This window comes from Pseudomonas sichuanensis (genome assembly GCF_024749065.1).
GTDB classification, from domain to species: Bacteria; Pseudomonadota; Gammaproteobacteria; order Pseudomonadales; family Pseudomonadaceae; genus Aquipseudomonas; species Aquipseudomonas sichuanensis.
In genome coordinates this window covers 4,055,657-4,080,219 of sequence record NZ_CP087185.1, presented here as the reverse complement: position 1 = coordinate 4,080,219, position 24,563 = coordinate 4,055,657, and the positions used below count along the sequence as shown (strand labels likewise).

Here is a 24,563-nt window from a genome sequence, read left to right as displayed (position 1 = left end):
GTCTGCAGCCATAGACCAGCGAAACGCCTGGGAGTTTTTGCCCGGGCGGAAAAAAATCCAGGGCCCGAGGAACGGTCATCTATAACTAGTACGTCCCATTTCCCACGCAGAGGATGCAAACGCCATGAGCCAGGTCTATTCGGTAGCGGTCGTTGTCGGCAGCTTGCGCAAGGACTCCTACAACCGCAAGGTCGCCCGCGCGCTGTCTGAGCTGGCGCCGTCCAGCCTTGCCCTGAGGATCGTCGAAATCGGCGATTTGCCGTTGTACAACGAGGATGTCGAGGCTGAGGCGCCGCCTGAGGCGTGGAAGCGTTTTCGTGACGAGATCCGGCGTAGCGACGCGGTGCTGTTCGTTACCCCCGAGTACAACCGTTCCGTGCCCGGAGGCTTGAAGAACGCCATCGACGTGGGTTCGCGCCCCTATGGGCAGAGCGCCTGGAGCGGCAAGCCGGCGGCGGTGGTCAGTGTGTCGCCAGGGGCCATCGGTGGCTTTGGCGCCAACCACGCTGTGCGCCAGTCGCTGGTGTTTCTCGACATGCCCTGCATGCAGATGCCCGAGGCTTACCTCGGCGGTGCGGCAACGCTGTTCGAGGACAGCGGTAAATTGAGCGACAAGACCCGGCCGTTCCTGCAAGGCTTCATCGACAAGTTCGCCTCGTGGGTGAAGCTCAACCGGGCAGTTTGATGGTTTTTGGTTGCCTGCGCTGACGCCTTCGCGGGTGAACCCGCTCCCACAGAGATATCACTGCCTTTGAAGTCTGTGATGTTCCTGTGGGAGCGGGTTCACCCGCGAAGAATGCGACACCGATCTGTCAGAACGCCTGCGGCATCTCGCCCTTGGCCAGCCGCCGGTTGATATCGGCAATCACCTCTGGCAACTCATTGATGGTGTCGATCAGGTAGTGCGGGCGCGAGCTGGCGAACAGCTGGTGAATCCGCTTGCGCTCGCTCTCCAGCTTATCCGCGCTCAGCGCCTGGTAGCCTTCCCAGGTCAAGCCCAGGGCATTGCCGGAGCACACCAGCGCCACGGTCCACATCCCGGCGCGGCGGCCTTCGAGGATGCCCGGCACGGTGTCGTCCACCTTCACGCACGCCGCCACATCGTCGATGCCCAAGGCAATCACGTTGGCCAGGGCCTGGGCCGGCCATGGGCGGCCGTTCGGGGTTTCGTCGGTGGCCACCACGTGGTCGGCGACATAGCCGTTCTGCGCGGCCAGCTCGACCACCTTGTCCATCACCACCTTCGGGTAGCCCGAGCACGAACCGATCTTCAGCCCGCCTTTGCGCAGGCCGGTCAAGGTGTCCAACGCACCGGGGATCAGCGCCGAGTGCACGGCGATCTTCTCGATCTGCAGGGGCATGAAGCGTTCATAGATGGCGGTGACGTCATCATCGGTGGGCGTGCGGCCAAACACCTTGCGGTAGCGCTCGGCGATTTCCGGCACGTCGCACAGGGTGCGGATATGGTCCCACTTGCCCATGCCCATCGGGCCGCGAGCCTCTTCGATGGACACTTGCACGTCGAACTCGGCGAAGGCCTCGACGAAGATCTGGGTGGGGGCGAAGGAGCCGAAGTCGACCACGGTGCCGGCCCAGTCGAGGATGGCGGCTTGCAGCTGGGTAGGGTTGCTGTAGTTCATGTGCGCGGTTTCCTGAAGTTGGGTAGGCAGAGGGTCAGATGTCCAGCACTTCCATTTCCCGCAGCACCTCGGCCACGGCGTTGACGGCGGCCTGCATGCCGTCAGGGCCGACCACGCCGATGCAGCCGACGCGGAAGGTTTCGACCTGGGTCAGCTTGCCCGGGTAGAGGATGAAACCCTTGGCCTTGACCCGCTCGTAGAAGTCCTTGAACTGGTATCGAGCATCGCTGGGGGCGTGGAAAGTGACGATGATCGGCGCCTGGATCTCGGCGGGGAGGAAGCTCTGCAAGCCGATCTTCGCCATGCCGTCGAGCAGGGTCTTGCAGTTGTCGGCATAGCGCTGGTGCCGTGCCGGCAGGCCGCCTTCCTCGGCGTACTGCTGCAGTGCTTCGTGCAGCGCGGCGACCACGTGGGTCGGCGGGGTGAAGCGCCACTGGCCGGTCTTGGCCATGTAGGCGTGCTGGTCGTGCAGGTCCATGGCCAGCGAGTGGGCATTGCCTTCGGCGGCGGCCAGGGCGGTTTTCTCGGCGAACACGAAGCCCATCCCCGGTACGCCCTCGAGGCATTTGCCGGACGCTGCGATCAGCGCCTCGAACGGAATTTCGCGGGCATCGATGGGCAGCGCGCCGAACGAGCTCATGGCGTCGATGATCAGGCGTTTGCCGTGGCGCTTGATCACCTGGGCGATCTCGGCCAGCGGGTTGAGGATGCCGGTGCTGGTCTCGCAGTGGATCAGGGCCACGTGGGTAACGCTTGGGTCGGCGGCCAGCAGGCGGTCGACGTCTGCGGCGGTGGTCGGCTGGTCCTCGGCGGTTTCGAAGGTGCTGTACTGGCGGCCCAGTACCTTGCAGATCTTTGCCAGGCGCTGGCCATAAGCGCCGTTGATCAGCACCAGCACCTTGCCGTCACGCGGCACCAGGGTGCCGATGGCCGCTTCCACGGCGAAGGTACCGCTACCTTGCAGGGGCACGCAGTGGTGGCTGGCGGCACCGTCGATGATCGCCAGCAGCTGCTCGCATACGCTGGCGGTCAGCTGGTTGAAGTCACGGTCCCAGGAACCCCAGTCCACCAGCATGGCTTGGCGGGTGCGGATCGAGGTGGTCAGGGGGCCGGGGGTCAGCAGGATCGGGGCGTTGCTCATTCCGTGGTTCCTCACATGCGGTGGGCTGGAAACTTATGGGGGCTAGGTTGCAATTCGCCGGTCCATCATTCAAATTGTTTGTCGTTATGCCAGCCATAAGTCAGGCCGATAGATATGAACCTGTTCCAGCTCCGCGCCTTCGATGCCGTGGCCCGTGAGGGCAGCTTCACCCGCGCCGCCGAGCGCCTGTTCATCAGCCAGCCGGCGGTCACCGGGCACGTCAAGGCGCTGGAGGAGCACTACCAGATCACCTTGCTGCGGCGCACCGCGCGGCGGGTCGAACTGACCGAGGAGGGCACTCGGCTGGCGGCCATCACCCGGGCCATGTTCGGCCTTGCCGAGGAAGCCCAGGCGATGCTCGAGGCAAACCGCCAGTTGCTGACCGGACGCCTGGAGGTGGCCGCCGACGGGCCGCACCGGGTAATGCCGATGCTGGCGCTGCTGCGCGAGCGCTACCCCGGCATCACCGTCAACCTGCGCCTGGGCAATGCCCAGGAGACGCTGGCCGCGTTGCTGTCCGAACATGCCGATGTCGCGGTGCTGACCGAGATCGAACCGCGCAAGGGCCTGCACCTGCAGAGCCTGTGCGAGTCGCGCCTGTGCGCGCTGTTGCCGGCAGGGCATGCCTGGGCCAAGGCTGACGGCGACCTGCCGCTGTCCGAGCTGGACAAGCAGATCATGGTATTGCGCGAGCCAAGCTCAACCACCCGGCGCACGTTCGACAAGGCCTGTGCCGAGGGCCGTGTACTGCCGCGGGTGCTGCTGGAGCTGGACAGCCGTGAGGCGGTCACCGAGGCAGTGGCGGCCGAGTTGGGCATCGGCGTGGTGTCGTCCACCGAGGTTGCCCATGACCCAAGGGTGGTGGCGCGCCCCTTGAGCGGCGCGGGGCTGGTCAACCAACACATGATCGGCTGTCTGGAGCGACGCCGCGAACTGCGCCTGATCCAGGCGTTCCTTGGTCTGGCTGCGAGCGTCTGACAAGCCTTAAGATGGCGGCCACAGAGCACAATGGATCGTCGATGAGCGAGAAAGACACCATCTCCATGCAACTGGTGCGCGAAGCGCTGTTGCAGACCTGCCCGGCGGGCGAGCCGGACGCGGCGTTGCTGGCCGGCGCCGGGATCGACGCGCAGCATCTCGACCTGCCCCAGGCGCGGGTGAGCGCGGACGCCTATGCCCGGCTCTGGCGCCTGCTGGCGCGGCGCTGCAACGACGAATTCTTCGCCATGGACCCGCGCGGCCTGCGCAGCGGCAGCCTGGCGTTCCTGTGCCGCGCGGCGATGATGCAACCGACCCTGGCCGACGGCCTGCGCACTGCCCTGGACTTCCTCGGGCTGATGCTCGAAGACCTGCAGCCGGGCCTGGTGCGCCAGCAAAGCCTGGCCGAGATCGTCATCAATGAACCGCGCGATGAGCCGCGCCGGGCCTTCACCTATTTCACCTTCTGGATGATCGTGCACGGCGTCGCCTGCTGGCTGGCGGGCCGGCGCATCCCGATCCTGGCCATCGATCTGCGCTGCGCCGAACCGCCGTTCTGTGACGACTACCGGGTGATGTTCTCCGAAAACCTGCAATTCGAGCGCCCGCGCACGCGCATGATCATCGCCGCCGACTGCCTCGATCTGCCGCTCAAGCGCACGCCGGAGGAGCTGCAGCGTTTCCTCGCCGAGGCGCCGGGCAACATCCTGGTCAAATACCGCGACCCGGCCAGCCTGGCCCGGCGCATTCGCCACGACTTGCTGCAACTGGCGCCAGCACAATGGCCCGATGCCGAAAGCCTGGCCCGGCGTTTATGCCTGTCGCCGTCGACCTTCAGACGTCGCCTGGCGGACGAAGGGCAAAGTTACCAAGGCCTGAAGGACAGCGTGCGACGTGAATTGGCCGTGACCTGGCTGGGCGAGGTCGAGCCCGCCATGGGCGATATCGCCGAACGCCTGGGCTTTGCCGACAGCAGCTCGTTCTACAAGGCGTTTCGCAAGTGGTTCGGCTGCAATCCGGGGCACTACCGGCAACTGGTCATGCAGGGGTAGCGCTCGAACAGGTGACGGCGTTTCCCGCTGTGATCGAGCGTTGAGGCTGTAGAGGGTGGACGTCCCTTAATCATGCAGGTCGTCCAACCCATGACGGTTACAACTCCAACCCCCACTCCCTTGACTCCCGAGCAGTTGACCGATGGCTTCATCGCCGCGAAGTTGCCGGCCTGGCTGCGCACAGGCTCGGCCGAGCAGGTCCGCACACTGTCTTCGCGCTTCAAAGCGCACGCCGACAGCGGCAAGGCACTGGCGGCACTCGAACGGTCGCTGATGTCGCCGCAACGCTTTGCCGAGCAAGCATTCGACCCCTTGATCGGCGAACTGCTGCCCGCTGGCCCCGCGCTCGCCAAGCTTGACTGGCTGGAGGTAAGGCGCCGCTTTCGAGTGCCCTTGGGGGGCGGTCTGCCTGAGGACCAGATCCACTACTTGCGCTATCCGGCATTGCTGCGGCTGATGCAGGGGTTCGCCGCCGATGCCTCGTTCTACGAGGGGAGCGGGCTGACCGCCAGTGCTGATGAAAAGCTGCTGTTCGAGGACCTGGGCACGCTGGTCAAGCGGGTCAGGGCACTCAAGGTGGGAGATGGCTACCAAGCGTTGTTGCAGAAAGCCTTTACCAGCGAAGCTCGCGCGTTGCTTGCGACGCACCAGCGCACGGGCTTCGCCCTGAGTTGCGAGCTGGGGCTCATGCAGGGCTGGATAAGTGCCGAGGAGCACGCAGCCCTGGGCCGCCTGCTGTCCTCGGCGCCGCACGCGTCCTCGGCGCCTCTGGCTGCCTACGCCGGTGAGTTGCAGTTGCTCGGGTGCAAGATCGCCAACGGCCTGAAGATCCAGCTGCGCAACGAGCAGGGAGAGGACAGTGGCGTGGTCCTGTACCTGCCCACTGACCGGCAATGCCCTCTGCGACGGTTCGATTCGCAGTTGCAGCTGCAAGCATTCCTGGCCATGGAGCTGAGTCGGGACGATGCGCGCCAGCAATTCTACCCGCTGGTCGGCCTCGATCAGCGCGCGGAATTCGTCACTACCCTCAACATGCGCTTGCAGGACGATGTGCCTGATCTCGAGGTGCAAGGGGTGGTGGCGGTTGGCGATATCTTCGCGGCGCTGGCGCTGTCCCAGGTCGAGCGTTTCGAGGCGGATGCGCGGGTACTGCTGGTTTCGAACGAGGCAGTCGACCATAAGGCCGCCGAGCAACGCCTGGAACGCTGGAAGTCTGTCGGTTGGGCGGCACTCGGCCTGGTCGGCCTGGCAGTGCCGGTTGTCGGGCTGGTGCTATTCGGCAAGCTGGTCGTCGATCTGCTCGGTGAGGTTTATACCGGTATCGAGGACTGGTCCGAAGGCCATCAGCATGAGGCCAGGGAGCACCTGCTGCATGTGGCGCAAACCGTGCTCGTCACCGGGGCGACGGTGGCCGGCGCCGGCGCAGTGGCGCGCAGTTTCCAGGGCAGCGCGTTTGTCGACGCGCTGGAGCCGGTGCCGCTCTCGGCAGGCGGCGAACGCTTGTGGAACGACGACTTGAGTGTCTATGAGTCGGACCCGGGCCCGGCGACGCTTGGGCAGGATGGTCTGTACGCGCACGCGCAGCAGCGCTGGCTGCGCATCGGTACTCGCTACTACGAAGTGCATCAGCCTGCGCCGGGCCAGGCCTGGCGCTTGCGCCACCCCGATGCAGAGGGTGCCTACGAGCCGCCGCTGGAACACAATGGCGAGCGGGGCTGGCGCCTGCGCCAGGAGCGACCGCTGGAGTGGGATGACAGCACCGACATGCTCAACCGGCTCTGGCCCCATGAACCTCCGTTCGATGCCGTGCAGGCCGATCGCATCCTGAGGACGGCGGGCATGGACAAGGATGAGCTGCGGGGGGTGTGGGTGGAAAACCGTCCCACGCCGGTCAACCTGCGTGACACCCTTCGGCGTTTCGAGGCCGACGCCAGGCTGGCGAAACTCTTCGTTGCCCTGCGCTTGCCTGATCCGAGCCTGGAAGATGACCAGGTTCTGGCATGGTGCAAGAGCCGTGACGACATGCAAGGCCTGGACGATGCCGCCATTGCCAGGGAGCTTGCCGGACGGCAGGCCGAGTTGCAGGGGGCACTGCTTGAGCATCTGTCCACCCAGGCTGCGCCTTCGCAGGGCTTGGCGGCCCTTGTGCGGCGCGATTTCCCCGGGTTGCCGCAGGCGTATGTCGAGGAGGTCGCACGCGAGGTCGAACCTGAAGTGGAGGCACAGGCACTGGCCGAAGCGCGCCTGCCCTTCGCGTTGGGCAAGCGGGCCCGGGCCTTGCTTGAGCTGTCGCGCGCCAACCGCGCCGTGGAGGGCCTGTACCTGCGCAGTGCTTGTTCCAGTGCGACGGCCGAACTGGTCATCGCATTGCTCGGACGCCTGCCCGGTTGGCCCGAACGCCTCAACCTGGAGTTGCATGAAGGTTCCGAGAACGGTGCCACGCTGGCGATTCTCGATCCGCAAGGGCCGAGCGCCGAGCGCATCGTGCTGTTCACCCGTAACGGGCGTTTCTGGCTCTACGACAGTGCAGGCCGTCCACGGGAGGAGGATGTGGCAGAGCCCGGCGGCCTGTTCGAGGCGCTTGCGGCCTTGCTCAAAGAGTCGGACCGCAGGGCCCTGAAATTCGACGCCAGCGACCTTGCCGAGCAGTTGCGCAATGCGCTGATCGAGCAGTTGCCGGCGACACGCAGCAGTGTGCTGGCGCGCCTGGGTTGGCGCGTGTCCACGCCATGGTTCAACCCGGGCCGGCGCCTGGCCGATGGGCGTGTCGGTTACGAGCTCGGCGGGCGCTCCTCACGTCCGTCCACCGAGCGGTTGCGACAGCGAGTGCGCATGCTGTACCCCGCTTTTGATGCCGACGAAGTGGAAGGTTATGTTCAGGGATTACAGCGTGACAATGAGCGGCCGTTCGAAGCGATCGCCCGGCAGGAGCGCAACTACAACGACCTTGACGAAGCACTACGGCGCTGGACCCACACCGATACGGAACCGCAGCTTCGTCGAGTGCGTGCGCAGTTCGCCAATCGCTTGCGCGCCATCTGGCGTTTCGAGGGAGAAGTTGCGCGTGGCGCGCAAAGGCGGGCTGACGGCATGCGTCTGGACATCAGCGGCTGGCGTATCGGCAGTCTGCCGGAGTTGCCGGCGGATATCGATCTGGGCCATGTCACCGAGTTGACGATGGTGCGCATGGGGCTGACGGCGGTGAATGGCAACTTCCTGCATGTCTTCGACTCCCTGAGCGTGCTGAACCTCAACAGCAATCGGATCGGCGCAATACCGCCTTCGCTTGCCCGGTTCACAGGCCTGCGCAGCCTGCTGCTGCTGTCGAACCAGATACGCATGACCGACAGTGACCAGCAGGTGCTGGCCGAGCTGGACAACTTGCAGGTCCTGGATCTGAGCTTCAATCCGATTCGCCGGTTGCCGTTGCGTTTCGACCGTCTGCCTGAGTTGACGACACTTCGGGCCAGAGGGTGCGAGTTGCTCGAAGTGCCTGACGGTATCGAGCACTGCGCGCTGCTGCGCACAGCTGACCTGAGCAACAACCGCATCCGCAGTGTGTCGGACGCACTGGCCGCTCAGCCATGGTCGTTCCGGCGACGCCTGAACCTTCTGGGCAATCCGCTGGACTACCAAGCGATGGAGCGTCTGTATCAGGTGGATCTGCAGCACGGATTTCTGCTGGACCAGGTGGATAACGAGGAAAACACCCCCGAGCCAGGAGCGGTGATGCAGCGCTGGCTGGCGCTGGACAAGGACAGGCGTAATGACCAGGCCCGTATGCAGTTGTGGACACGGCTGGAAGCACTGCCCGGCAGTGCTGGCCTGTTCGAGTTGCTGCGCAACCTGACGGCGACCCCGGATTTCGTGCGAGCGCCGGGTTACATGTCCGAGCAACTCTGGCCGTTGCTTGAGAGCATGGATCAGGATGCGCAACTGCGTGAGGAGATCTTCCTGCACGCTGATGAGGTGCGCGGCTGTCATGACAGCCATGTGGAGCGCTTCAGCCGCTTGATGATCCACGAACTGGTGTACAAGGCCAACGTCCTGGGTGCCCAGGGCGTTGGTGGTGACGGGCTGCTAGTGCTGGGGAGGCAATTGTTCCGATTGGAAAAGCTGGACGAGATCGCCGCTGAGGACGTTCGTCAGCAGGACGCGGCGCTACGCGCTGACGATCCGCAGTCGGCAGGCGTCGATGCGCTGCAGGTTATCCTCGGCTATCGCACCTCGCTGGCCAGCGAGTTGAACTTGCCGAACCAGCCGCGCAACTTGCGCTTCGAGAGTCTTTCGCATATCGATGCGACGAGGAAGGCCAAGGCGTTGGCTGAAGTGAAGGCGACAGAGGCGTCCCCGGCGCTGGCGCAAAGCATCAGTGGGCGTGATTTCTGGCGCTCCTACCTGGAAAAGCGCCATGGCGCTGCATTTTCGGCATTGGCAGAGACGTTCTCGCGGTATGGCAGCGAGCTTGACGATGAAGCTTCGGCATTGGACAGCCAGGAATACAGAGAACGCTGGGATGCGCTGGTCGGTGGGCGTACTTCGGCAGAACAGACCTTGGCGCTTCGGCTTACCGAGGAGGCACTCGAGCGTGAGGCCAATGGCTCGCTCACCTAGCGTGCAACGCCCGACCGGGCGTATTTCCCGCTGATCCGCCGCACGTACAGCGGGCAGGGTTGTCGCTCTCATCCCTCAGGAAGCGACAACCATGTCCGGCACGCCCCTACCTTCCGCTACAGACGCGTTCATTGCGCAGCAACTGCCTGCATGGCTCAGATCCGCCAGTGTCGATCAGTTGCAAGCCCTGCGGGCGCGCTTCCAGGCACACCGAGCGACCCAGGACCGGCTTGCCGAGGCCTGGCGCCAGATCGAGTCGCCGATCGATTTCGCCCGGCCACTGTTCGAACGGATGCTGTCGCGCGGGCTGGGTATCGCGCAGCCCTTGGAGATACTGCGTTGGGAGGAGGCCTTCCAGGGCTTCAAGCGTGGTACTTCACCCTTCCTTCCCGAGATTGCCATGCCAGGCGGCACCATAAGCCGGGTTACGCTGCGAGAGCCGGCGTTGCAGCGATTGCTGCAGAACTTCGAGCAAGGCCAGGCGTTTTTCCCAGGCACCGGGCTGGCGCAAGGTGCCGCGCTGCAGGGGGAGGGCCCGGACCTGCCGTTGCCGGTGGCGCTGGACAAACTGGTGGAGCAGTGCCGTTCGCTGGATGTCGGCCAGCGCTACCAGGAACATCTGCAGGCCCGGCTCGATGCCGAACTACGGCGGCAGATAGCCGACGACGGGCGTCTGGGGCTGGGTGTCGCCGCTCAGATTGCAGCGATGAAGCAGGAAATAGACGAAGACGTATTGAGCCTGTTGCTCAAGGCCTGTGACGGGCAATTGATCACTCATCCGGACAGCGCGTTCATCAGCGTGCAGACACTGGACCTGCTGGATTGCCCGGTCGATGGGGCATTGCTGTTCGTCCTCAGCGATGACCTGGCGGGCAACGTGGTCAAGGGGCTGGTGTGCTATCTGCCAGGCGCCCCGCAGGCTGTGCTGAAAGGGTACGACTCCTGGGCGCAAATGAATGCCGGCCTGGGTACTCTGGTCAAGGACCCGGCATTCCAGGGGTATCTGTTGCAGCGCGTGGCGCTTGGCCAGCGAGCGCGATTCATCACGACGCTACGCACCCGAGTGCAGGACAGTTCCCCAGACATGCAACCTCGCGGCAAGGTGAGCCGCCACGACGTCTTCGCTGCCCTGGCCCAGCGACAGGTCGAGCGGATCCTGCAGGATGCGTGCTTGCTGGTGGTGCCCACTCGGCAGGTCGATGCCGCGGCGTCCAGGCGCCGACGCGAAGAGTTGGAAGAGGTGGGCCTGACGCTGCTCAATCTGGCAGCATTCTTCGTGCCGGGAGTGGGGGAGCTGTTACTGGCGAAGATGCTTCAGGAAACGCTGACGCAGGTATACGAAGGGGTTGCCGACTGGAGCAAGGGGCGGGATCACGAAGCCTTGGAGCACCTTCTCAATGTGGCGCAGACGGTGGTCGGCAACACCCTGGTGGCAGGCGGCGCCGTTGCGGCGCGACGCTTCGTCGGCAGCGCCTTCGTCGACGGCCTGAAGCCGGTCACGGTGATGCCGGGCAAGGAACGGTTATGGTCGGACGATCTGCAGCCCTATCGCACTGCGGGCCTGCCAGGCAGCGCCACACTCACCGAACGTGGCCTGTACGGCGATGGGCAACGCCACTGGTGGCGAGATGCGGATGACTACTACGAAGTTCAACAGGCCCGCCCCGGTGCCAACTGGTCCCTGCGTCACCCCGGCAATGATGCCGCCTATGGCCCCGAGCTGGTCAGCAATGGTGAACGCGCCTGGCGTCTTGCTCATGATGAGCCTCAGGCGTGGAGCGGCAGCAGGCGCATGCTGGGGGTGCTGTGGCCAGGGGCGCAGGCCCGTTCGCCAGAGCGGGTCGCGCAGATCCTCAAAGTTGCCGGTTTCGACGAGGACGGTCTGCGTGGATTGCTGGTGGAAAACCGCCCGTTGCCCGTGACCTTGCGCGACACCCTTGAACGGTTCGAGGTGAGTGACGCCATCGACGCCTTTTTCACCGCACTGGGCAGGGGCGAGGTGCCGTCCGGATCCCGCGAGTACTTCGCGTGGTGCTTGCACCAGCCCGAAATCGCAGGGCTGCAGGAGGTCGAGCAGCCTGATGCGATACTGCTGCACGCCCGAGCCTTGCGTGGCAGGCTGCTCGAGCACTTTGCGGTCCGCTACGTACACCCAGACGCGTTGCTGGGCCTGGTTCAGCGTGACTTTCCAGGTTTGCCCGACGCCTATGCCGCCGCCGTGCTGGGCGAAGCCACGACGGCTCAGCGCCAGCGCATGACCGAGGCGCGGCGAGTTCCGCTGGCACTGGCGGAAAAGGCCCGTGAACTGCTGCGCGAAGCGAGGCTGACCCGTGCGCTGGAAGGGTTCTACCTGCAGGACAGCCACTGCGACGAAACCTGCGCCCTGGTGCTTTCGCTGCTTTCGCGCCAGGCTGCATGGCCGCAAAGCATCAATCTGGAAGTACGCCAGGGCAGCGACAGCGGGCGCCGCCTGGGGCTCATCTTCCCTGAAGGACGGCCAGGGCTGCTGACCACCCTGGTGCGCAATGAAGGGCGCTACCGGTTGTACAACGACGGCCGTGCCTCGGAAGTCGAGGTCGACGAGCCCAGCGGCTGGGAGCAGGTGCTGCTGGCCATGCTGGCGCCGAGTGATCGGCAACGCCTGGGCTGGACCGGGGATGACGCCCCGGCCAAGGTTCGCCAGACGTTGCAACAATCGTTGCCTTCCTCGCGTCGAGACATTGCGCTATCCGCCGGCATTTCACCCGCCCGACCCTGGTTCAATCCTGGCAGGCGCATGCCTGATGGGCGCGTGGGCTATCCGCTCAGTGGGCGGGGTGACCCCAGGCAGGCAATGGAAAGCACTTTCCGCGCACGGGTACGCGCGCTGTACCCGGGCATCGAAGAGGCCGAACTGGAAGTATGGATGGCGGACTACCGGCAATCGCATACGCAGGCGTTCAGCCGTCTGCTGCGCCATGAGCAGCAGTACCGCGATCTGCATGAGAGCCTGCAGGCGTGGATCAGCGAACAGGCCGAACATCGAGCGGCGCGTCAGCGCGTCGCCCAGGACATCAGCCGTGCGTGGCAGTTGCGCGCAGAGCGGTTGGTCGACAGCCAGGGCACCGGTTTCGGCATGCGCCTGAGCCTGGTCGGGGTGCCCACCCATGGCCTGCCTGAGATACCTGCGGGCGTGAGCTTCCTCCAGGTTACCGAACTTGTGCTTGTCCAGCTGGAGCTTCAGTCGCTGCCGACACGCTTCTTGCAATGCTTTCCAAATGCCCGCTGGTGCAACCTGAGCAACAACCGCCTGACCCAGTTGCCAAACGGGCTGGGTTCGATGACCCGCCTGCATGAGCTTCGGCTGAACAACAATCGTATTCGTCTGGACGAGCAGTCTTCGGTGGTGCTCCAGCCCCTTGGGCAGTTGCGGCTGCTGGATGTGAGCGACAATCCGCTGGGGCCTGTCGACCTGCCGCTGGATGAACTGCGCCGCCTGCGAGAGTTGCATGCGCGAAACTGCCGGCTGCAGCGCTTGCCTGCGGACTTGTTGTGGGCCGGCTATCTGGAACTGGCGGATCTGCGAGACAACCAGATCGCCACGTTGCAACCGATCGTTTTCCAGACACCGTACAGCTTCCGGCGGGCCTTGCTGCTGGCTGGCAACCCCTTGCCCGCCAGCGCCCATGCTCGGCTGATGCATCCAGGCAGCGCCATGCTTGAACCGGTCAACGAGGGGGCCGCTGGCACCACGCAGGAGGTCACCGTGGAACAGGCCCGGCAGATCTGGGTGGGTAGTGAGGATGGGTTGCTGCGTGAGCGGCGCGAGCAGCAATGGGATTTGCTGGCCGCCGAGCCCGAGAGTGAAGCGCTGTTGCAGTTGTTCGCCGAACTCACCGGCACCAGTGACTATCGTGAAGCCCGCGAAGACCTGGGCAACCGCTTGTGGGACATGATCGAGGCCGCGTCGGAGCAGAGCGCGTTGCGCGAGGAACTGTTCAACTGGGCCGGTTCGGGACGTACCTGCGCGGACAGTGTGATCGGCTGCTTCAGTGCCCTGGAGGTGCGTGTCCAGGTGGCGCAGATGTTGCGTCGCGCAGACGCCGGGCAGGCCGAGGGTCGGCGCCTGGAAATGGCGCGGCGGCTGTTCCGCCTGGAACAGGTCCAGGCTTACGCCCGCGCTGACCTGCCACGGGTGGAGCGTGCCTTGCGCAGGCAGTACCCGGACGAAAGTGTCGATGAGGTCGAAGTCGACCTGGCCTATCGGATCGGTCTTGCCGAGCGCCTGTCATTGCCGCGCCAACCCAGGACCATGCAGTTCAGATCCATGGCTCATGTCGGCGACGAGCAACTCGCGGATGCCGAGCGCAGCGTACGTGCCGCCGAGGCGAATGGTGAAGTACTGGCACGCTTCATCAGTCAGCGCGATTTCTGGCAGGCGTACCTGAAACAGCAGCATGCGACCAGCCTGGATGAGGTCCAGGAGCCTTTCTTCGCCGACCTGGAGCGGCTGGATGAGCGGCGCATAGCGGGTGAAATCAATGAAGGTGGATACCTTGCGCAGGCTGACGCCTTGCGTCAGGCGCTGCTGGAGGCCGAGCAGGCCTGGTACCTGCGCTTGACCCGGGAGGCCTTGGCCAGGGTGGCGCCCGGCGAGCGCTGAGGACGGTTTGATCGCCTCTGGCTGTTCAGCCTTGCGTAGCGGCCAAACCGGTCATCCAGATTGACGTCTTTGGCCATTGCTGCCGCCTGACTGCGGCGCGAACATCGTCGGACCGATGAAGCACTCCAACAATAACAATCCAGGAGTCCGACGATGCGCGATTACGCCGAGGCCGCCCGTTCCTTCGATCATGTCCAGGCCGTGGAAGCGGCCTTGCACGGCACCCTTGACGCTCTGAATGCCTGCGTCGAGTGCTGCGACCGGCATGTCGGTGGCGACCGTGCCGCCCTGATCTGGGAGGATCGTGACGGCAACAGCGGGCGCTACACATTCGAGCAGTTGCAGGGTTTGGCGGCACGCTTGGCCAATGTGCTCAAGGCCCAAGGTGTCGGGGCCGGTGATCGGGTGGCCGGGCTCATGCCGCGCACGCCTGAATTGCTGGTGACCATCCTTGCCACCTGGCGAGTGGGCGCGGTCTATCAGCCGCTGTTCACCGCCTTCGGCCCAAAAGCCATCGAGCACCGCCTCGAACAGTCCCAGGCCCGGCTGGTGGTCACTGACCGCAACAACCGCGCCAAGCTCGATGACGTCGCGGACTGCCCGGTGCTCATCACGGTCGGTGCGCGCGCCGGCGAGCTGGACTTTCACCAGGCCCTCGACGCGGCGGACAGCCACTGCGAGCCAGTGATGCGTACCGGTGACGATGCCTTCCTGCTGATGTTCACCTCCGGCACCACCGGCCCGGCCAAGCCGCTGGAAGTACCGCTGCGCGCCATCGTCGCCTTCCAGGGCTACATGCGCGATGCCATCGACTTGCGTGCGGACGACCGGTTCTGGAACCTGGCCGATCCGGGCTGGGCCTACGGTCTCTACTACGCCGTCACCGGCCCGTTGTCCCTGGGCCATGCCACCACCTTCTACGACGGCCCGTTCAGTGTCGACAGCTGTGCGCGGATCATCGACAAGCTGGGCATCACCAACCTGGCCGGCTCACCCACCGCCTACCGTCTGCTGATCGCCGCCGGGGAGCAGTTCTCGGCACCGATCAAGGGCCGCCTGCGGGTGGTCAGCAGCGCGGGCGAGCCGCTCAATCCCGAGGTGATCCGCTGGTTCGCCGACGAACTGGGGGTGACCATTCACGATCACTACGGCCAGACCGAACTGGGCATGGTGCTGTGCAACCACCACGGCCTGGCGCATCCGGTGCACCTGGGGTCGGCCGGTTTCGCCATTCCCGGTCACCGCATCGTGGTGGTGGACGAACAGGGCTTCGAGCTGCCGGCCGGACAGCCAGGCATTCTTGCCGTAGACCGCGAACGCTCGCCGCTGTGCTGGTTCGGCGGCTATCGCGGCCTGCCGACCAAGGCGTTCGTCGGCCGCTACTACCTGTCCGGTGACACCGTCGAGCTCAACCAGGACGGCAGCATCAGCTTCGTCGGCCGTAGCGACGATGTGATCACCACCTCCGGCTACCGTGTCGGCCCGTTCGACGTGGAGAGCGCGCTGATCGAGCACCCGGCGGTGATCGAGGCTGCGGTGATCGGCAAGCCCGACCCGGAGCGCACCGAGCTGATCAAGGCGTTCGTGGTGCTGGCCAAGGGGTACGCGGGCAGCCCCGAACTTGAGGAAACCCTGCGCCAGCACGTGCGCCAGCGTCTGTACGCCCACGCCTATCCGCGTGAAATCGACTTCGTCGCCGAGCTGCCAAAGACCCCGAGCGGCAAGCTGCAACGCTTCATCCTGCGCAACCAGGAAATCGCCAAACAACAAGCTGCGCAGCCGATCGCTGCGGGCGCCTGAAGGAAATCCGACATGCATATCCAGAACAAGCACTTCATCGTCAGCGGCGCGGCCTCGGGCCTGGGCGCCGCCACCGCGCAAATGCTCATCGAAGCTGGCGCCAAGGTCATGCTGGTCGACCTGAACGCCGCCGCCGTCGAGGCCAAGGCCCGTGAGTTGGGTGACAACGCCCGCTTCGCGGTGGCCGACATCAGCGACGAGCAGGCCGCCAAGGCAGCGGTCGATGCCGCCGTCAGCGCCTTCGGCAGCCTGCACGGGCTGGTCAACTGCGCGGGCATCGTCGGTGCCGAGAAAGTGCTGGGCAAGAACGGCCCGCACGCCCTGGGCAGCTTCGCCAAGGTCATCAACGTCAACCTGATCGGCAGCTTCAACCTGCTGCGCCTGGCTGCCGCGGCCATGGCCGAGGGTCAGGCCGACGAAGGCGGTGAGCGTGGGGTGATCATCAACACCGCCTCCATTGCCGCCTACGACGGCCAGATCGGCCAGGCCGCCTATGCCGCGTCCAAAGGCGCGATCGCCAGCCTGACCCTGCCGGCTGCCCGTGAACTGGCGCGCTTCGGCATCCGCGTGATGACCATCGCCCCGGGCATCTTCGAAACCCCGATGATGGCCGGCATGACCGAGGAAGTGCGCGCGTCCCTGGCTGCCGGGGTTCCATTCCCGCCGCGCCTGGGCCGCCCGCAGGAATACGCCGCGCTCGCCCGCCACATCATCGAGAACAGCATGCTCAACGGCGAGGTGATCCGCCTCGACGGCGCGCTGCGCATGGCTGCCAAATAAGGAGCAATGAACATGACTCTCGCCAATGATCCGATCGTTATCGTCAGCGCCGTGCGCACGCCCATGGGCGGCCTGCAGGGCGACCTCAAGAGCCTGACCGCGCCACAACTGGGCAGCGCGGCTATCCGCGCCGCCGTTGAGCGCGCCGGCATCGATGCCGCCAGTGTCCAGGAGGTGTTGTTCGGCTGCGTGCTGCCCGCGGGGCAGGGCCAGGCCCCGGCACGCCAGGCCGCCCTGGGCGCCGGCCTGGGCAAGCACACCACCTGCACCACCCTGAACAAGATGTGCGGCTCGGGCATGCAGGCGGCGATCCTGGCCCATGACCAACTGCTGGCCGGCAGCGCCGAGGTGATCGTCGCCGGTGGCATGGAGAGCATGACCAATGCGCCGTACCTGCTGGACAAGGCCCGTGGCGGCTACCGCATGGGCCACGGCAAGATCATCGACCACATGTTCATGGACGGCCTGGAAGACGCCTACGACAAGGGCCGGCTGATGGGCACCTTCGCCGAGGACTGCGCGCAGCATGGCGCATTCAGCCGTGAGGCCCAGGACAACTTCGCCATCGCCTCGCTGACCCGGGCCCAGGACGCCATCAAGAACGGCCGCTTCGCTGCCGAGATCGTTCCCGTGGAAGTCACCGAGGGCAGGGAAAAGCGCGTCATCAAGGATGACGAACAGCCGCCGAAAGCGCGCCTGGACAAGATCCCGCAGCTCAAGCCGGCCTTCCGCGAAGGCGGCACCGTGACCGCGGCCAACTCAAGCTCGATCTCCGACGGCGCTGCGGCACTGGTGCTGATGCGTCGCTCCGAGGCCCAGAAGCGCGGCCTCAAGCCGCTGGCGGTGATCCACGGTCACGCGGCTTTCGCCGACACCCCGGCGCTGTTCCCCACCGCCCCCATCGGCGCCATCGACAAGCTGATGAAACGCACCGGCTGGGACCTGGCAGAGGTCGACCTGTTCGAGATCAACGAGGCCTTCGCCGTGGTCACCCTGGCGGCCATGAAGCACCTCGACCTGCCCCACGACAAGGTCAACATCCATGGTGGCGCCTGCGCCCTGGGCCACCCGATCGGCGCCTCGGGCGCACGCATCCTGGTGACCCTGCTGTCGGCGTTGCGCCAGAACAACCTGCGCCGTGGCGTGGCGGCCATCTGCATTGGCGGTGGCGAGGCCACGGCCATGGCCGTCGAATGCCTGTACTGAGGTGAGCCATGCTGGTAACTGACGAGCAACAACAGATCGCCGACGCCGTGCGGGCTTTTGCCCAGGAGCGCTTGAAGCCGTTCGCCGAGCAATGGGACAAGGAGCACCGCTTCCCCAAAGAGGCCATCGAGGAAATGGCCGAACTTGGCCTGTTCGGCATGCTGGTGCCGGAGCAGTACGGTGGGAGCGATACGGGCTATGTGGCCTACGCCATGGCCCTGGAAGAAATCGCCGCGGGTGACGGTGCCTGCTCGACCATCATGAGCGTGCACAACTCGGTGGGCTGCGTGCCGATCCTCAAGTTCGGCAACGAGGCGCAAAAGCAGCAGTTCCTCACGCCGCTGGCCACGGGTGCGATGCTTGGCGCGTTTGCCTTGACCGAACCCCAGGCCGGCTCCGACGCCAGCAGCCTGAAGACCCGCGCGCGCCTGGACGGTGACCATTACGTGCTCAACGGCAGCAAGCAGTTCATCACCTCCGGGCAGAACGCCGGGGTGGTGATCGTCTTTGCCGTCACCGATCCGGACGCCGGCAAGCGTGGCATCAGCGCTTTCATCGTGCCGACCGACGCCCCCGGCTACCAGGTGGCACGGGTCGAGGACAAACTCGGCCAGCACGCCTCCGACACCTGCCAGATCGTCTTCGACAATGTGCGGGTGCCGGTGGCCAACCGCCTGGGCGAAGAAGGGCAGGGCTACAAGATTGCCCTGGCCAATCTCGAAGGCGGGCGCATCGGCATCGCCTCGCAGGCGGTGGGCATGGCCCGCGCCGCCTTCGAGGTGGCCCGCGACTACGCCAACGAACGCCAGAGCTTCGGCAAGGCGCTGATCGAGCACCAGGCCGTGGCCTTCCGCCTGGCCGACATGGCAACCAGGATTGCCGTGGCCCGGCAGATGGTGCTGCATGCCGCTGCCCTGCGCGATGCTGGGCGACCGGCTCTGGTGGAAGCTTCGATGGCCAAGCTTTTCGCCTCGGAAATGGCCGAAAAGGTCTGTTCGGATGCCTTGCAGACGCTCGGTGGTTATGGCTATCTGAGCGACTTCCCGCTGGAGCGCATCTACCGCGATGTGCGGGTCTGCCAGATCTACGAAGGCACCAGCGACATTCAGCGCATGGTCATTGCGCGCAATCTTTGAAGGAGCAGTCTGCATGGCATTCGAAACCATCCTGTTGGACATCCACGGCAAGGTCGGCCTGATCACCCTCAACCGCCCGCAGGCGCTCAACGCCCTGAACGCGCAGATCGTCGGCGAGATCAACCAGGCCCTGGATCAGCTCGAGCGTGACCCGAACATCGGCTGCGTGGTGCTCACCGGCTCCGCCAAGGCCTTCGCCGCTGGCGCCGACATCAAGGAAATGGCCGACCTGAAGTACCCGCAGATCTACGTCGAAGACCTGTTCAGCGACGCCGACCGCGTCGCCAACCGGCGCAAGCCAATCATCGCCGCGGTGTCCGGCTTCGCCCTGGGCGGTGGCTGCGAGCTGGCGATGATGTGTGATTTCATCCTGGCCGCCGACAACGCCAAGTTCGGCCAGCCGGAAATCAACCTCGGCGTGCTGCCGGGCATGGGCGGCACCCAGCGCCTGACCCGCGCAGTGGGCAAGGCCAAGGCCATGGAACTGTGCCTGACCGGCCGCCTGATGGGGGCCGAGGAAGCCGAACGGGCAGGCCTTGTGGCGCGCGTCGTGCCGCAGGCCGAGTTGCTTGAGGAGGCGCTGAAGGTGGCCGCGACCATTGCCAGCAAATCGATCCCGGTGAGCATGATGGTCAAGGAGAGCGTCAACCGCGCCTTCGAAGTGACCCTGAGCGAGGGCGTGCGTTTCGAGCGCCGGGTGTTCCATGCGGCGTTCGCCACCGAGGACCAGAAGGAAGGCATGGCGGCGTTCATCGCCAAGCGCGAGGCACAGTTCAAGGATCGCTGAGCACGGGAACGGGCGCCGCGGCCGGCGCCCGTCGCATCAGAGGCTGAAGAAGAATCGAGTCGCCGCGGCCAGGGTGATGGGTGAGCGGTAGACCTCGACCGGCCGACCCGTGGCGACGTCCACGGCAGTCTGGCCCTTGAGATGGCGTTGGTCGGCTGTTTTCAGGTGACCGGCGAGGAACTGGGGTTTGGCTGTGTCCTGCGCGGGGTAGTGGAAGTGCGCGTACCACAGGTCGCGGCCCTGATGGCGAATGACGTATTCGTCCAGGTAGTCGGCGGGCCGCCCCTTGACCTTTGCCAGCCGCGTGCGAGCCCCCAGGGCATGCACGGTCACTTCATGATTGTCGATGAGGTTCTGCAGCTCACCCATGCGCGGCTTCTGGCTCAGGGCAGCCTGGATGCGCAAGGCCTTGGCCTGGCTCTCCAGGATCATGGCCAGGTCACTCAGCGCTTTGCCGACCCGCGCTGCATCCTGGCCGCCGCTGGCCTCGTCACTGGCGTTGTCGGCAGTCAGCCTTCGTTCGATGGCATCGGCACGTTCCGTCAACCGTTGCCCATGCAGCATGAGTTCATCGTGGATCTCCACGGGCAGGTAGCGCTCACTGGGGCTGCCCTGCAGGTGATGGAGGGTTGCACGGGCGTTGTCCATGAGTGCCTGGCTACCCTTGAGCAGGCGCTTCAGGCTGTCATTGGCTCTCGCTCGTGCAACCGGGGCTGGCGGGACTTCGACCCAGTTGCCGTGGTCTTGGCGGTAGGTACGTGTGCGGCCCTCCGGCCCCGGCGCCTCGATGTCGACGGTCGTCTCATCGCCCGCACGCGGTACGCCCAGCAGCACCCCGTGTTCCTCGGTCTCGATCAGCCCGGGTGTCTGCTCGCGCAAGCGCGAGAGTGTCGTGGTGGGTGGGTAGTCCGGGTACTCGGCCAGTTCGCTGCTGACTGTCGCCTGGATGTACGCCAGGTCCTGTTCGATAGGGGCCAGCAAGGCCGTCGACGCCGTGTCCGTGGACAGTGTCTTGAAGTTGCCCAGTTGTCGGTCTGCCTGGGCAAGCCACTCTTTGGCGCTTTTTAGCAGGCGCGTGGCCAGCTCGTCGCTTGGCTTGGCCAGGGCCGCCAGTTGTCGGCGCTGGGCAATGACCAGGCTGATGTTGTCGTTGGCCAGCTTGAGCCAGAAACCGCCGTTCCTGGGCTCGCTGGATTTGAGCGGGTGGAAGGCGAACAGCCGGTTGAAGTGGTTTTCCAGGCGTATGTAGCGGCAGGTGATCGGGCGCTCGGCGCTGGGCCATCCGCGCTCGAGGCTGTCGAACATTGCCTGGATGCGGTCCTGGCCACGATTGGTCAGTTTCTTCAACTGGGCATGAATGTCGTGCATGGCATCGGCGTTGATCACCAGCTCGTCGAGCAGGGGCGAGATTTCGGCCAGGCGTCGGCTGTAGATGACCAGGTCCGCAGGGCTCATGCGGGTTTCGTTCTCACTGATGAAACGCATGAGCTGCGTGCGCTTGGGCGTATACAACTGATGCAGTGTGGCGTAGATCATCTGCTCGCTGAAAGCGCGCTGGGTGAGTGCGTTGGCACGCTCCAGCTTGAAGCCGTCACGGACCTCCAGCGCGTTGCGCTGGTTGAGGCGCTCCAGATAGGCCTTCCAGTGCAGCGAGGCGGCCTGGCAGGTGTGCAGGTGCTTGCGCAGGTCATCCTCGGGCATGTCGTCGTTGAAGCTCGACGCGTCTATGCGCATGCGCCGCAACTGTTCCAGCCCTTGCTCGAGATCTTGCGCAAGGGTGCGGTCGAGTTCGACCAATGCCTGTCTGTTCGCCTCGCGCAGCCGGGCAATGCGCGAGGTCATGGGCATGCCGCCCCGCAGGCGCAAGCGCAGGTCGATGCCCCATCGGTTTGCTTCGTCACGTCGCAGCCAGGGGCCGGGGAGCTGCTCCGGCGAATCGCCGACGATCCTGGGCTGGCCGCTGGGTTCGTCCAGCAGCACGCTATAGGCCTTGCCTTCGAGCAGCACGTAAAGGTTGTTGTCATGCAGGTGCAGTCCAGCCAGGGCGCCGTGGGGAATAGGCTCGCCAAGGCTTTGCGGCAGCGTACGGGAAGACAGGGCATTGAGTGCCTGTCGTTGCGCCTGGCTGAGCTTGCCGGCCGGCTGCGCCCAACTGAAGTCGAGCTCGCTGTCAGGCACCGTGGTTTCTACCTGCGGGAGGGCAGGGGGCAGGGGGGATGGCAACGGTGGAGGCGCAAGGTGGTCCTCCGCGCCTTCCTCCAGTTGCAGCTGTGCCGGCGAACTCGACAGCAGCAACAGGGCAAGGTTGAGCAACAAGTTGACCCAGGCGATGCGGTGTTCGGTTGGCGAGAGACTGTCGTCGGTATCGATGACCTGCGCCAGGGCGATCTCAATCTGGGCCAGCCAGGCAAGCCTGCCAGCCAGGCGTCCGGCGAACGGCAGCACGCTGTTGAACAGCAGCCAGCCGAACGTTATCCGGCTCTTCCAGGTGGCTTCGTGGGTGGTCACGGCGTGTGCCTGGAAGTGCTGGATGGTTTCCTCGATGCTGGCCTGGTAGATGGCCTTGCCGATGTCATCGACAGCGGGCTCGGTGCTGAGCGTCACCGGGGCGGGGGTGCCGAAGGGGACGGCGAAGCTGTCGTCCAGCGGGTGGAACAGGTGGGGTTCCTGGAATCCGCCGTGGGCGTAGACCTTGCGGTCCGGCGCAGGCAGGCGCTGCAGCAGATCGTCCTGCAGCGCTCCGGGCGTGCCGATGGCGACCAGCAGGGCCAGGCGGTCGTCATACTCCAGCAAGGGTTGCTCGTGCTGCGGGCGGTACAGCAGGCAGACGCCACTCGTGGGGTTGGCCGCTTCGATCAGCCAGGTGTTGAGCGGGTGATCGGGTTCGGCGTCCGCTCGCCGGAGCAGCCCCAATGGACGCATCACCCAGTGCGTCCGATCATCAGGGGTACGGGTGAAGATCTGCGCGATGCGCAGCGCACTGGCTTCGCTGATCCCCTCGCCGCGCAGGTGCAACTCCATGGCCTGCGCGGGCAGCTGACTGCGCAGTTGGGCATCAAGCAGCCGTTCGCGTGCGTGCCTCTGTTCTGGGTCATCGAGCAGCTTTGTGCGTAGCAGGCGTGGGTAGGAGGCGCCGATGTCCAGTTCGCTGACCAGGGTCTTCACATAGCCTTCGTTCAACCATGCGGGCAGCGGCTGGCCAGTGGACGAGGCCAGCGCCACCTTGCCGGGCTTGAGCAGTACGAGGTTGCCGATGGCCAGCTCGGCGAGGCTGAATGTGACGGTGTGGATCTCGCCACTGGTGAACGCCGTGTCCCCGATGGCGGTGCTGGAGGTGGTGATCTGGTAATTCAGAACCAGCACTTCTTCCGGCGCCAGGCTTTCGCCGGGATGGTCGACGGCCAGCCGGGCACGCAGTTGCTGATTGGCGAACGCCTCTGCGCTGACGATGCCGTCGAGCCAGAACTGGCCATTGGCATCTTCGTAGCTCTGTGCCACGTCTACCAGGTTGCGGGCATAGAGTGCCTGGGCGGTGTAGGGGGCGTGCCGCAGCCAGTCGGGAAGTTGTTCGGTCAGGCGCTGGCGCTGTGTGCGCTCGGCACGGTTGCACAGTTCCACCATCGATGTCAGATGGTCCGTGTTCCGACCCAGGGCCAGCGCCAGACCCTGGGTGTGATAGTTGTTCGCGACAGCTTGCACCACGTCGAGTTGCTGGCGAAGCAAGCCCAGGGCCTGTGCCGCGAATGGTTCCTCGGTCTGCGGCAGAATGCGCAGGACATGGGGCGCCGGGGTGGGCGTGACCGGCCACAGGCGCTCGAGGATATTGATCATCACCTGACGGGATGGAAACACCAGCAGCTTGCCGACCAGGGTGAACAGCAGCGTGACTGACGTGCTTGCAGTATCGCTGCTGTGCTCTATCAGCAAGGCGCTGCCCAGGTCGCGGTCGATCTTGCCGCTGGCGGACAGGTCGCTGGACAGCAGGCTGACTGAGGGCGAAGCGGTGGGCGTAACTGCAGTTTCGGGTATCACCAGCAGGCGGTTGGCGAGGTCGATCACCTGTGGTCTCAGGCGACTGGCCCGCTTGCCTGCGTCCAGTGCATTGATGAACTGTTGGCGAAGATGTTCGGTGTACCACTGCCAAGGGGTCTGGCCGGTGATGTCGAATCGGCTCCAGTAAGCCAGCAGTTCTTCCCGATAACGATCGAGCATGAACGGGCCGCAGTCGTTGATCAGCAACTCGACCGCGTGCAGGTCGATCGCCACGGCCCAGTCCGGGTTGTCTTCGGCGTGGGTGCTGATGAAGTCCTCGCCCTCGGTGAGGTTGAGGGTGACGCGGCGACAGAAACGCTCGATCAACAGTGTCGAGAGCGGGCGTATCCAGGCGCGGGCACCGGGCGGAGGGCGACTGATCAGGTAGAGGCTCAGCGGATCGTGTGAGTCGCCAAGGCGGCGTTGCCGCCACTGCTCGGCCAGCAGTCGGCCCGCCACCTCGGTCAGTACGGGACGATCCTGGAAGCGCCGGGCGACTGCGCAGTCCAGGTCACTGAGGGCGATGAGGCGTTGATGCAGGTTCATGGCAAGCTCCGTTGATGAAAGGCGTCATCAAACGGTACTGAGCGCAATCGTCGGTGTTAGCTAACTGCCACCTGTGCCTGCAGGAGGGGCTGGCAGTGGGGAGATGTGTTGCGGCATATTGCCCGCTGGCGCTTGGCAAGCGCGCCGGCGAGGGCTAACGCGGCACCAATGGGCGGATTCCTCGGTATTTCGGTCAAATCTGCCGTCAT

The 24,563-nt window shown here is 65.2% G+C and carries 13 protein-coding genes; 10 read left to right on the top strand and 3 right to left on the bottom strand.

The window, feature by feature from the left end; translation table 11 throughout:
* Window positions 1-124 precede the first annotated feature (124 nt).
* Window positions 125-685, top strand: a complete 561-nt coding sequence (gene chrR, locus LOY51_RS18525) for a class I chromate reductase ChrR (protein ID WP_110994559.1) — start codon at window positions 125-127, stop codon at window positions 683-685.
* Window positions 686-812: 127 nt separating this feature from the next.
* Here chrR and phnX read toward each other — a convergent pair whose 3' ends face one another.
* Together phnX and LOY51_RS18515 are read right to left on the bottom strand one after the other, a co-directional pair.
* Window positions 813-1,640, bottom strand: coding sequence for a phosphonoacetaldehyde hydrolase (gene phnX, locus LOY51_RS18520; protein WP_125859430.1), 828 nt, complete (start codon window positions 1,638-1,640; stop codon window positions 813-815).
* A 34-nt stretch (window positions 1,641-1,674) separates the two neighbouring features.
* Entirely contained in the window at window positions 1,675-2,781 is a 1,107-nt protein-coding gene (locus LOY51_RS18515; protein ID WP_125464841.1) for a 2-aminoethylphosphonate--pyruvate transaminase, read from the bottom strand.
* A 114-nt stretch (window positions 2,782-2,895) separates the two neighbouring features.
* Here LOY51_RS18515 and LOY51_RS18510 point away from each other — a divergent pair, with 114 nt between their 5' ends.
* The 9 genes from LOY51_RS18510 to LOY51_RS18470 all read left to right on the top strand — a co-directional run bounded on the left by LOY51_RS18510 (window position 2,896) and on the right by LOY51_RS18470 (window position 19,776).
* On the top strand, window positions 2,896-3,759 hold the full coding sequence (locus LOY51_RS18510) for a LysR substrate-binding domain-containing protein (protein ID WP_125464840.1): 864 nt from the start codon (window positions 2,896-2,898) through the stop codon (window positions 3,757-3,759).
* Between the two features lie 41 nt (window positions 3,760-3,800).
* Window positions 3,801-4,811 carry an AraC family transcriptional regulator gene (locus LOY51_RS18505; protein WP_125859428.1) on the top strand — a complete coding sequence of 337 codons (1,011 nt, stop codon included), beginning with the start codon at window positions 3,801-3,803 and terminating at the stop codon, window positions 4,809-4,811.
* A gap of 90 nt (window positions 4,812-4,901) precedes the next feature.
* On the top strand, window positions 4,902-9,425 hold the full coding sequence (locus LOY51_RS18500; protein ID WP_258642511.1) for an NEL-type E3 ubiquitin ligase domain-containing protein: 4,524 nt from the start codon (window positions 4,902-4,904) through the stop codon (window positions 9,423-9,425).
* A 91-nt stretch (window positions 9,426-9,516) separates the two neighbouring features.
* Entirely contained in the window at window positions 9,517-14,067 is a 4,551-nt protein-coding gene (locus tag LOY51_RS18495; protein ID WP_258642509.1) for an NEL-type E3 ubiquitin ligase domain-containing protein, read from the top strand.
* A 153-nt stretch (window positions 14,068-14,220) separates the two neighbouring features.
* Window positions 14,221-15,867 carry an AMP-binding protein gene (locus LOY51_RS18490; protein WP_125859425.1) on the top strand — a complete coding sequence of 549 codons (1,647 nt, stop codon included), beginning with the start codon at window positions 14,221-14,223 and terminating at the stop codon, window positions 15,865-15,867.
* 12 nt (window positions 15,868-15,879) lie between these two features.
* Entirely contained in the window at window positions 15,880-16,647 is a 768-nt protein-coding gene (locus LOY51_RS18485) for an SDR family NAD(P)-dependent oxidoreductase (RefSeq protein WP_125464835.1), read from the top strand.
* A 12-nt stretch (window positions 16,648-16,659) separates the two neighbouring features.
* A complete protein-coding gene (locus LOY51_RS18480) occupies window positions 16,660-17,853 on the top strand; it encodes an acetyl-CoA C-acyltransferase (RefSeq protein ID WP_125859424.1) in 1,194 nt (397 codons plus the stop codon).
* Window positions 17,854-17,861: 8 nt separating this feature from the next.
* On the top strand, window positions 17,862-18,989 hold the full coding sequence (locus LOY51_RS18475) for an acyl-CoA dehydrogenase (RefSeq protein ID WP_125859423.1): 1,128 nt from the start codon (window positions 17,862-17,864) through the stop codon (window positions 18,987-18,989).
* Between the two features lie 13 nt (window positions 18,990-19,002).
* Window positions 19,003-19,776: an enoyl-CoA hydratase gene (locus LOY51_RS18470; protein WP_125464832.1), complete on the top strand. Its 774-nt coding sequence runs from the start codon at window positions 19,003-19,005 to the stop codon at window positions 19,774-19,776.
* 36 nt (window positions 19,777-19,812) lie between these two features.
* Here LOY51_RS18470 and LOY51_RS18465 read toward each other — a convergent pair whose 3' ends face one another.
* The gene (locus tag LOY51_RS18465; protein WP_258642505.1) at window positions 19,813-24,354 is read right to left on the bottom strand and encodes a DUF6543 domain-containing protein; all 4,542 of its coding nucleotides are present in this window, start codon (window positions 24,352-24,354) and stop codon (window positions 19,813-19,815) included.
* Between the last annotated feature and the right edge of the window lie 209 nt (window positions 24,355-24,563).

Coding starts and splice junctions, on each gene's coding strand:
- phnX (WP_125859430.1), bottom strand. CDS start 1,640: ATGAACTACAGCAACCCTACCCAGCTGCAAGCCGCCATCCTCGACTGG.
- LOY51_RS18475 (WP_125859423.1), top strand. CDS start 17,862: ATGCTGGTAACTGACGAGCAACAACAGATCGCCGACGCCGTGCGGGCT.
- LOY51_RS18500 (WP_258642511.1), top strand. CDS start 4,902: ATGACGGTTACAACTCCAACCCCCACTCCCTTGACTCCCGAGCAGTTG.
- LOY51_RS18510 (WP_125464840.1), top strand. CDS start 2,896: ATGAACCTGTTCCAGCTCCGCGCCTTCGATGCCGTGGCCCGTGAGGGC.
- LOY51_RS18480 (WP_125859424.1), top strand. CDS start 16,660: ATGACTCTCGCCAATGATCCGATCGTTATCGTCAGCGCCGTGCGCACG.
- LOY51_RS18490 (WP_125859425.1), top strand. CDS start 14,221: ATGCGCGATTACGCCGAGGCCGCCCGTTCCTTCGATCATGTCCAGGCC.
- LOY51_RS18465 (WP_258642505.1), bottom strand. CDS start 24,354: ATGAACCTGCATCAACGCCTCATCGCCCTCAGTGACCTGGACTGCGCA.
- chrR (WP_110994559.1), top strand. CDS start 125: ATGAGCCAGGTCTATTCGGTAGCGGTCGTTGTCGGCAGCTTGCGCAAG.
- LOY51_RS18505 (WP_125859428.1), top strand. CDS start 3,801: ATGAGCGAGAAAGACACCATCTCCATGCAACTGGTGCGCGAAGCGCTG.
- LOY51_RS18495 (WP_258642509.1), top strand. CDS start 9,517: ATGTCCGGCACGCCCCTACCTTCCGCTACAGACGCGTTCATTGCGCAG.
- LOY51_RS18470 (WP_125464832.1), top strand. CDS start 19,003: ATGGCATTCGAAACCATCCTGTTGGACATCCACGGCAAGGTCGGCCTG.
- LOY51_RS18485 (WP_125464835.1), top strand. CDS start 15,880: ATGCATATCCAGAACAAGCACTTCATCGTCAGCGGCGCGGCCTCGGGC.
- LOY51_RS18515 (WP_125464841.1), bottom strand. CDS start 2,781: ATGAGCAACGCCCCGATCCTGCTGACCCCCGGCCCCCTGACCACCTCG.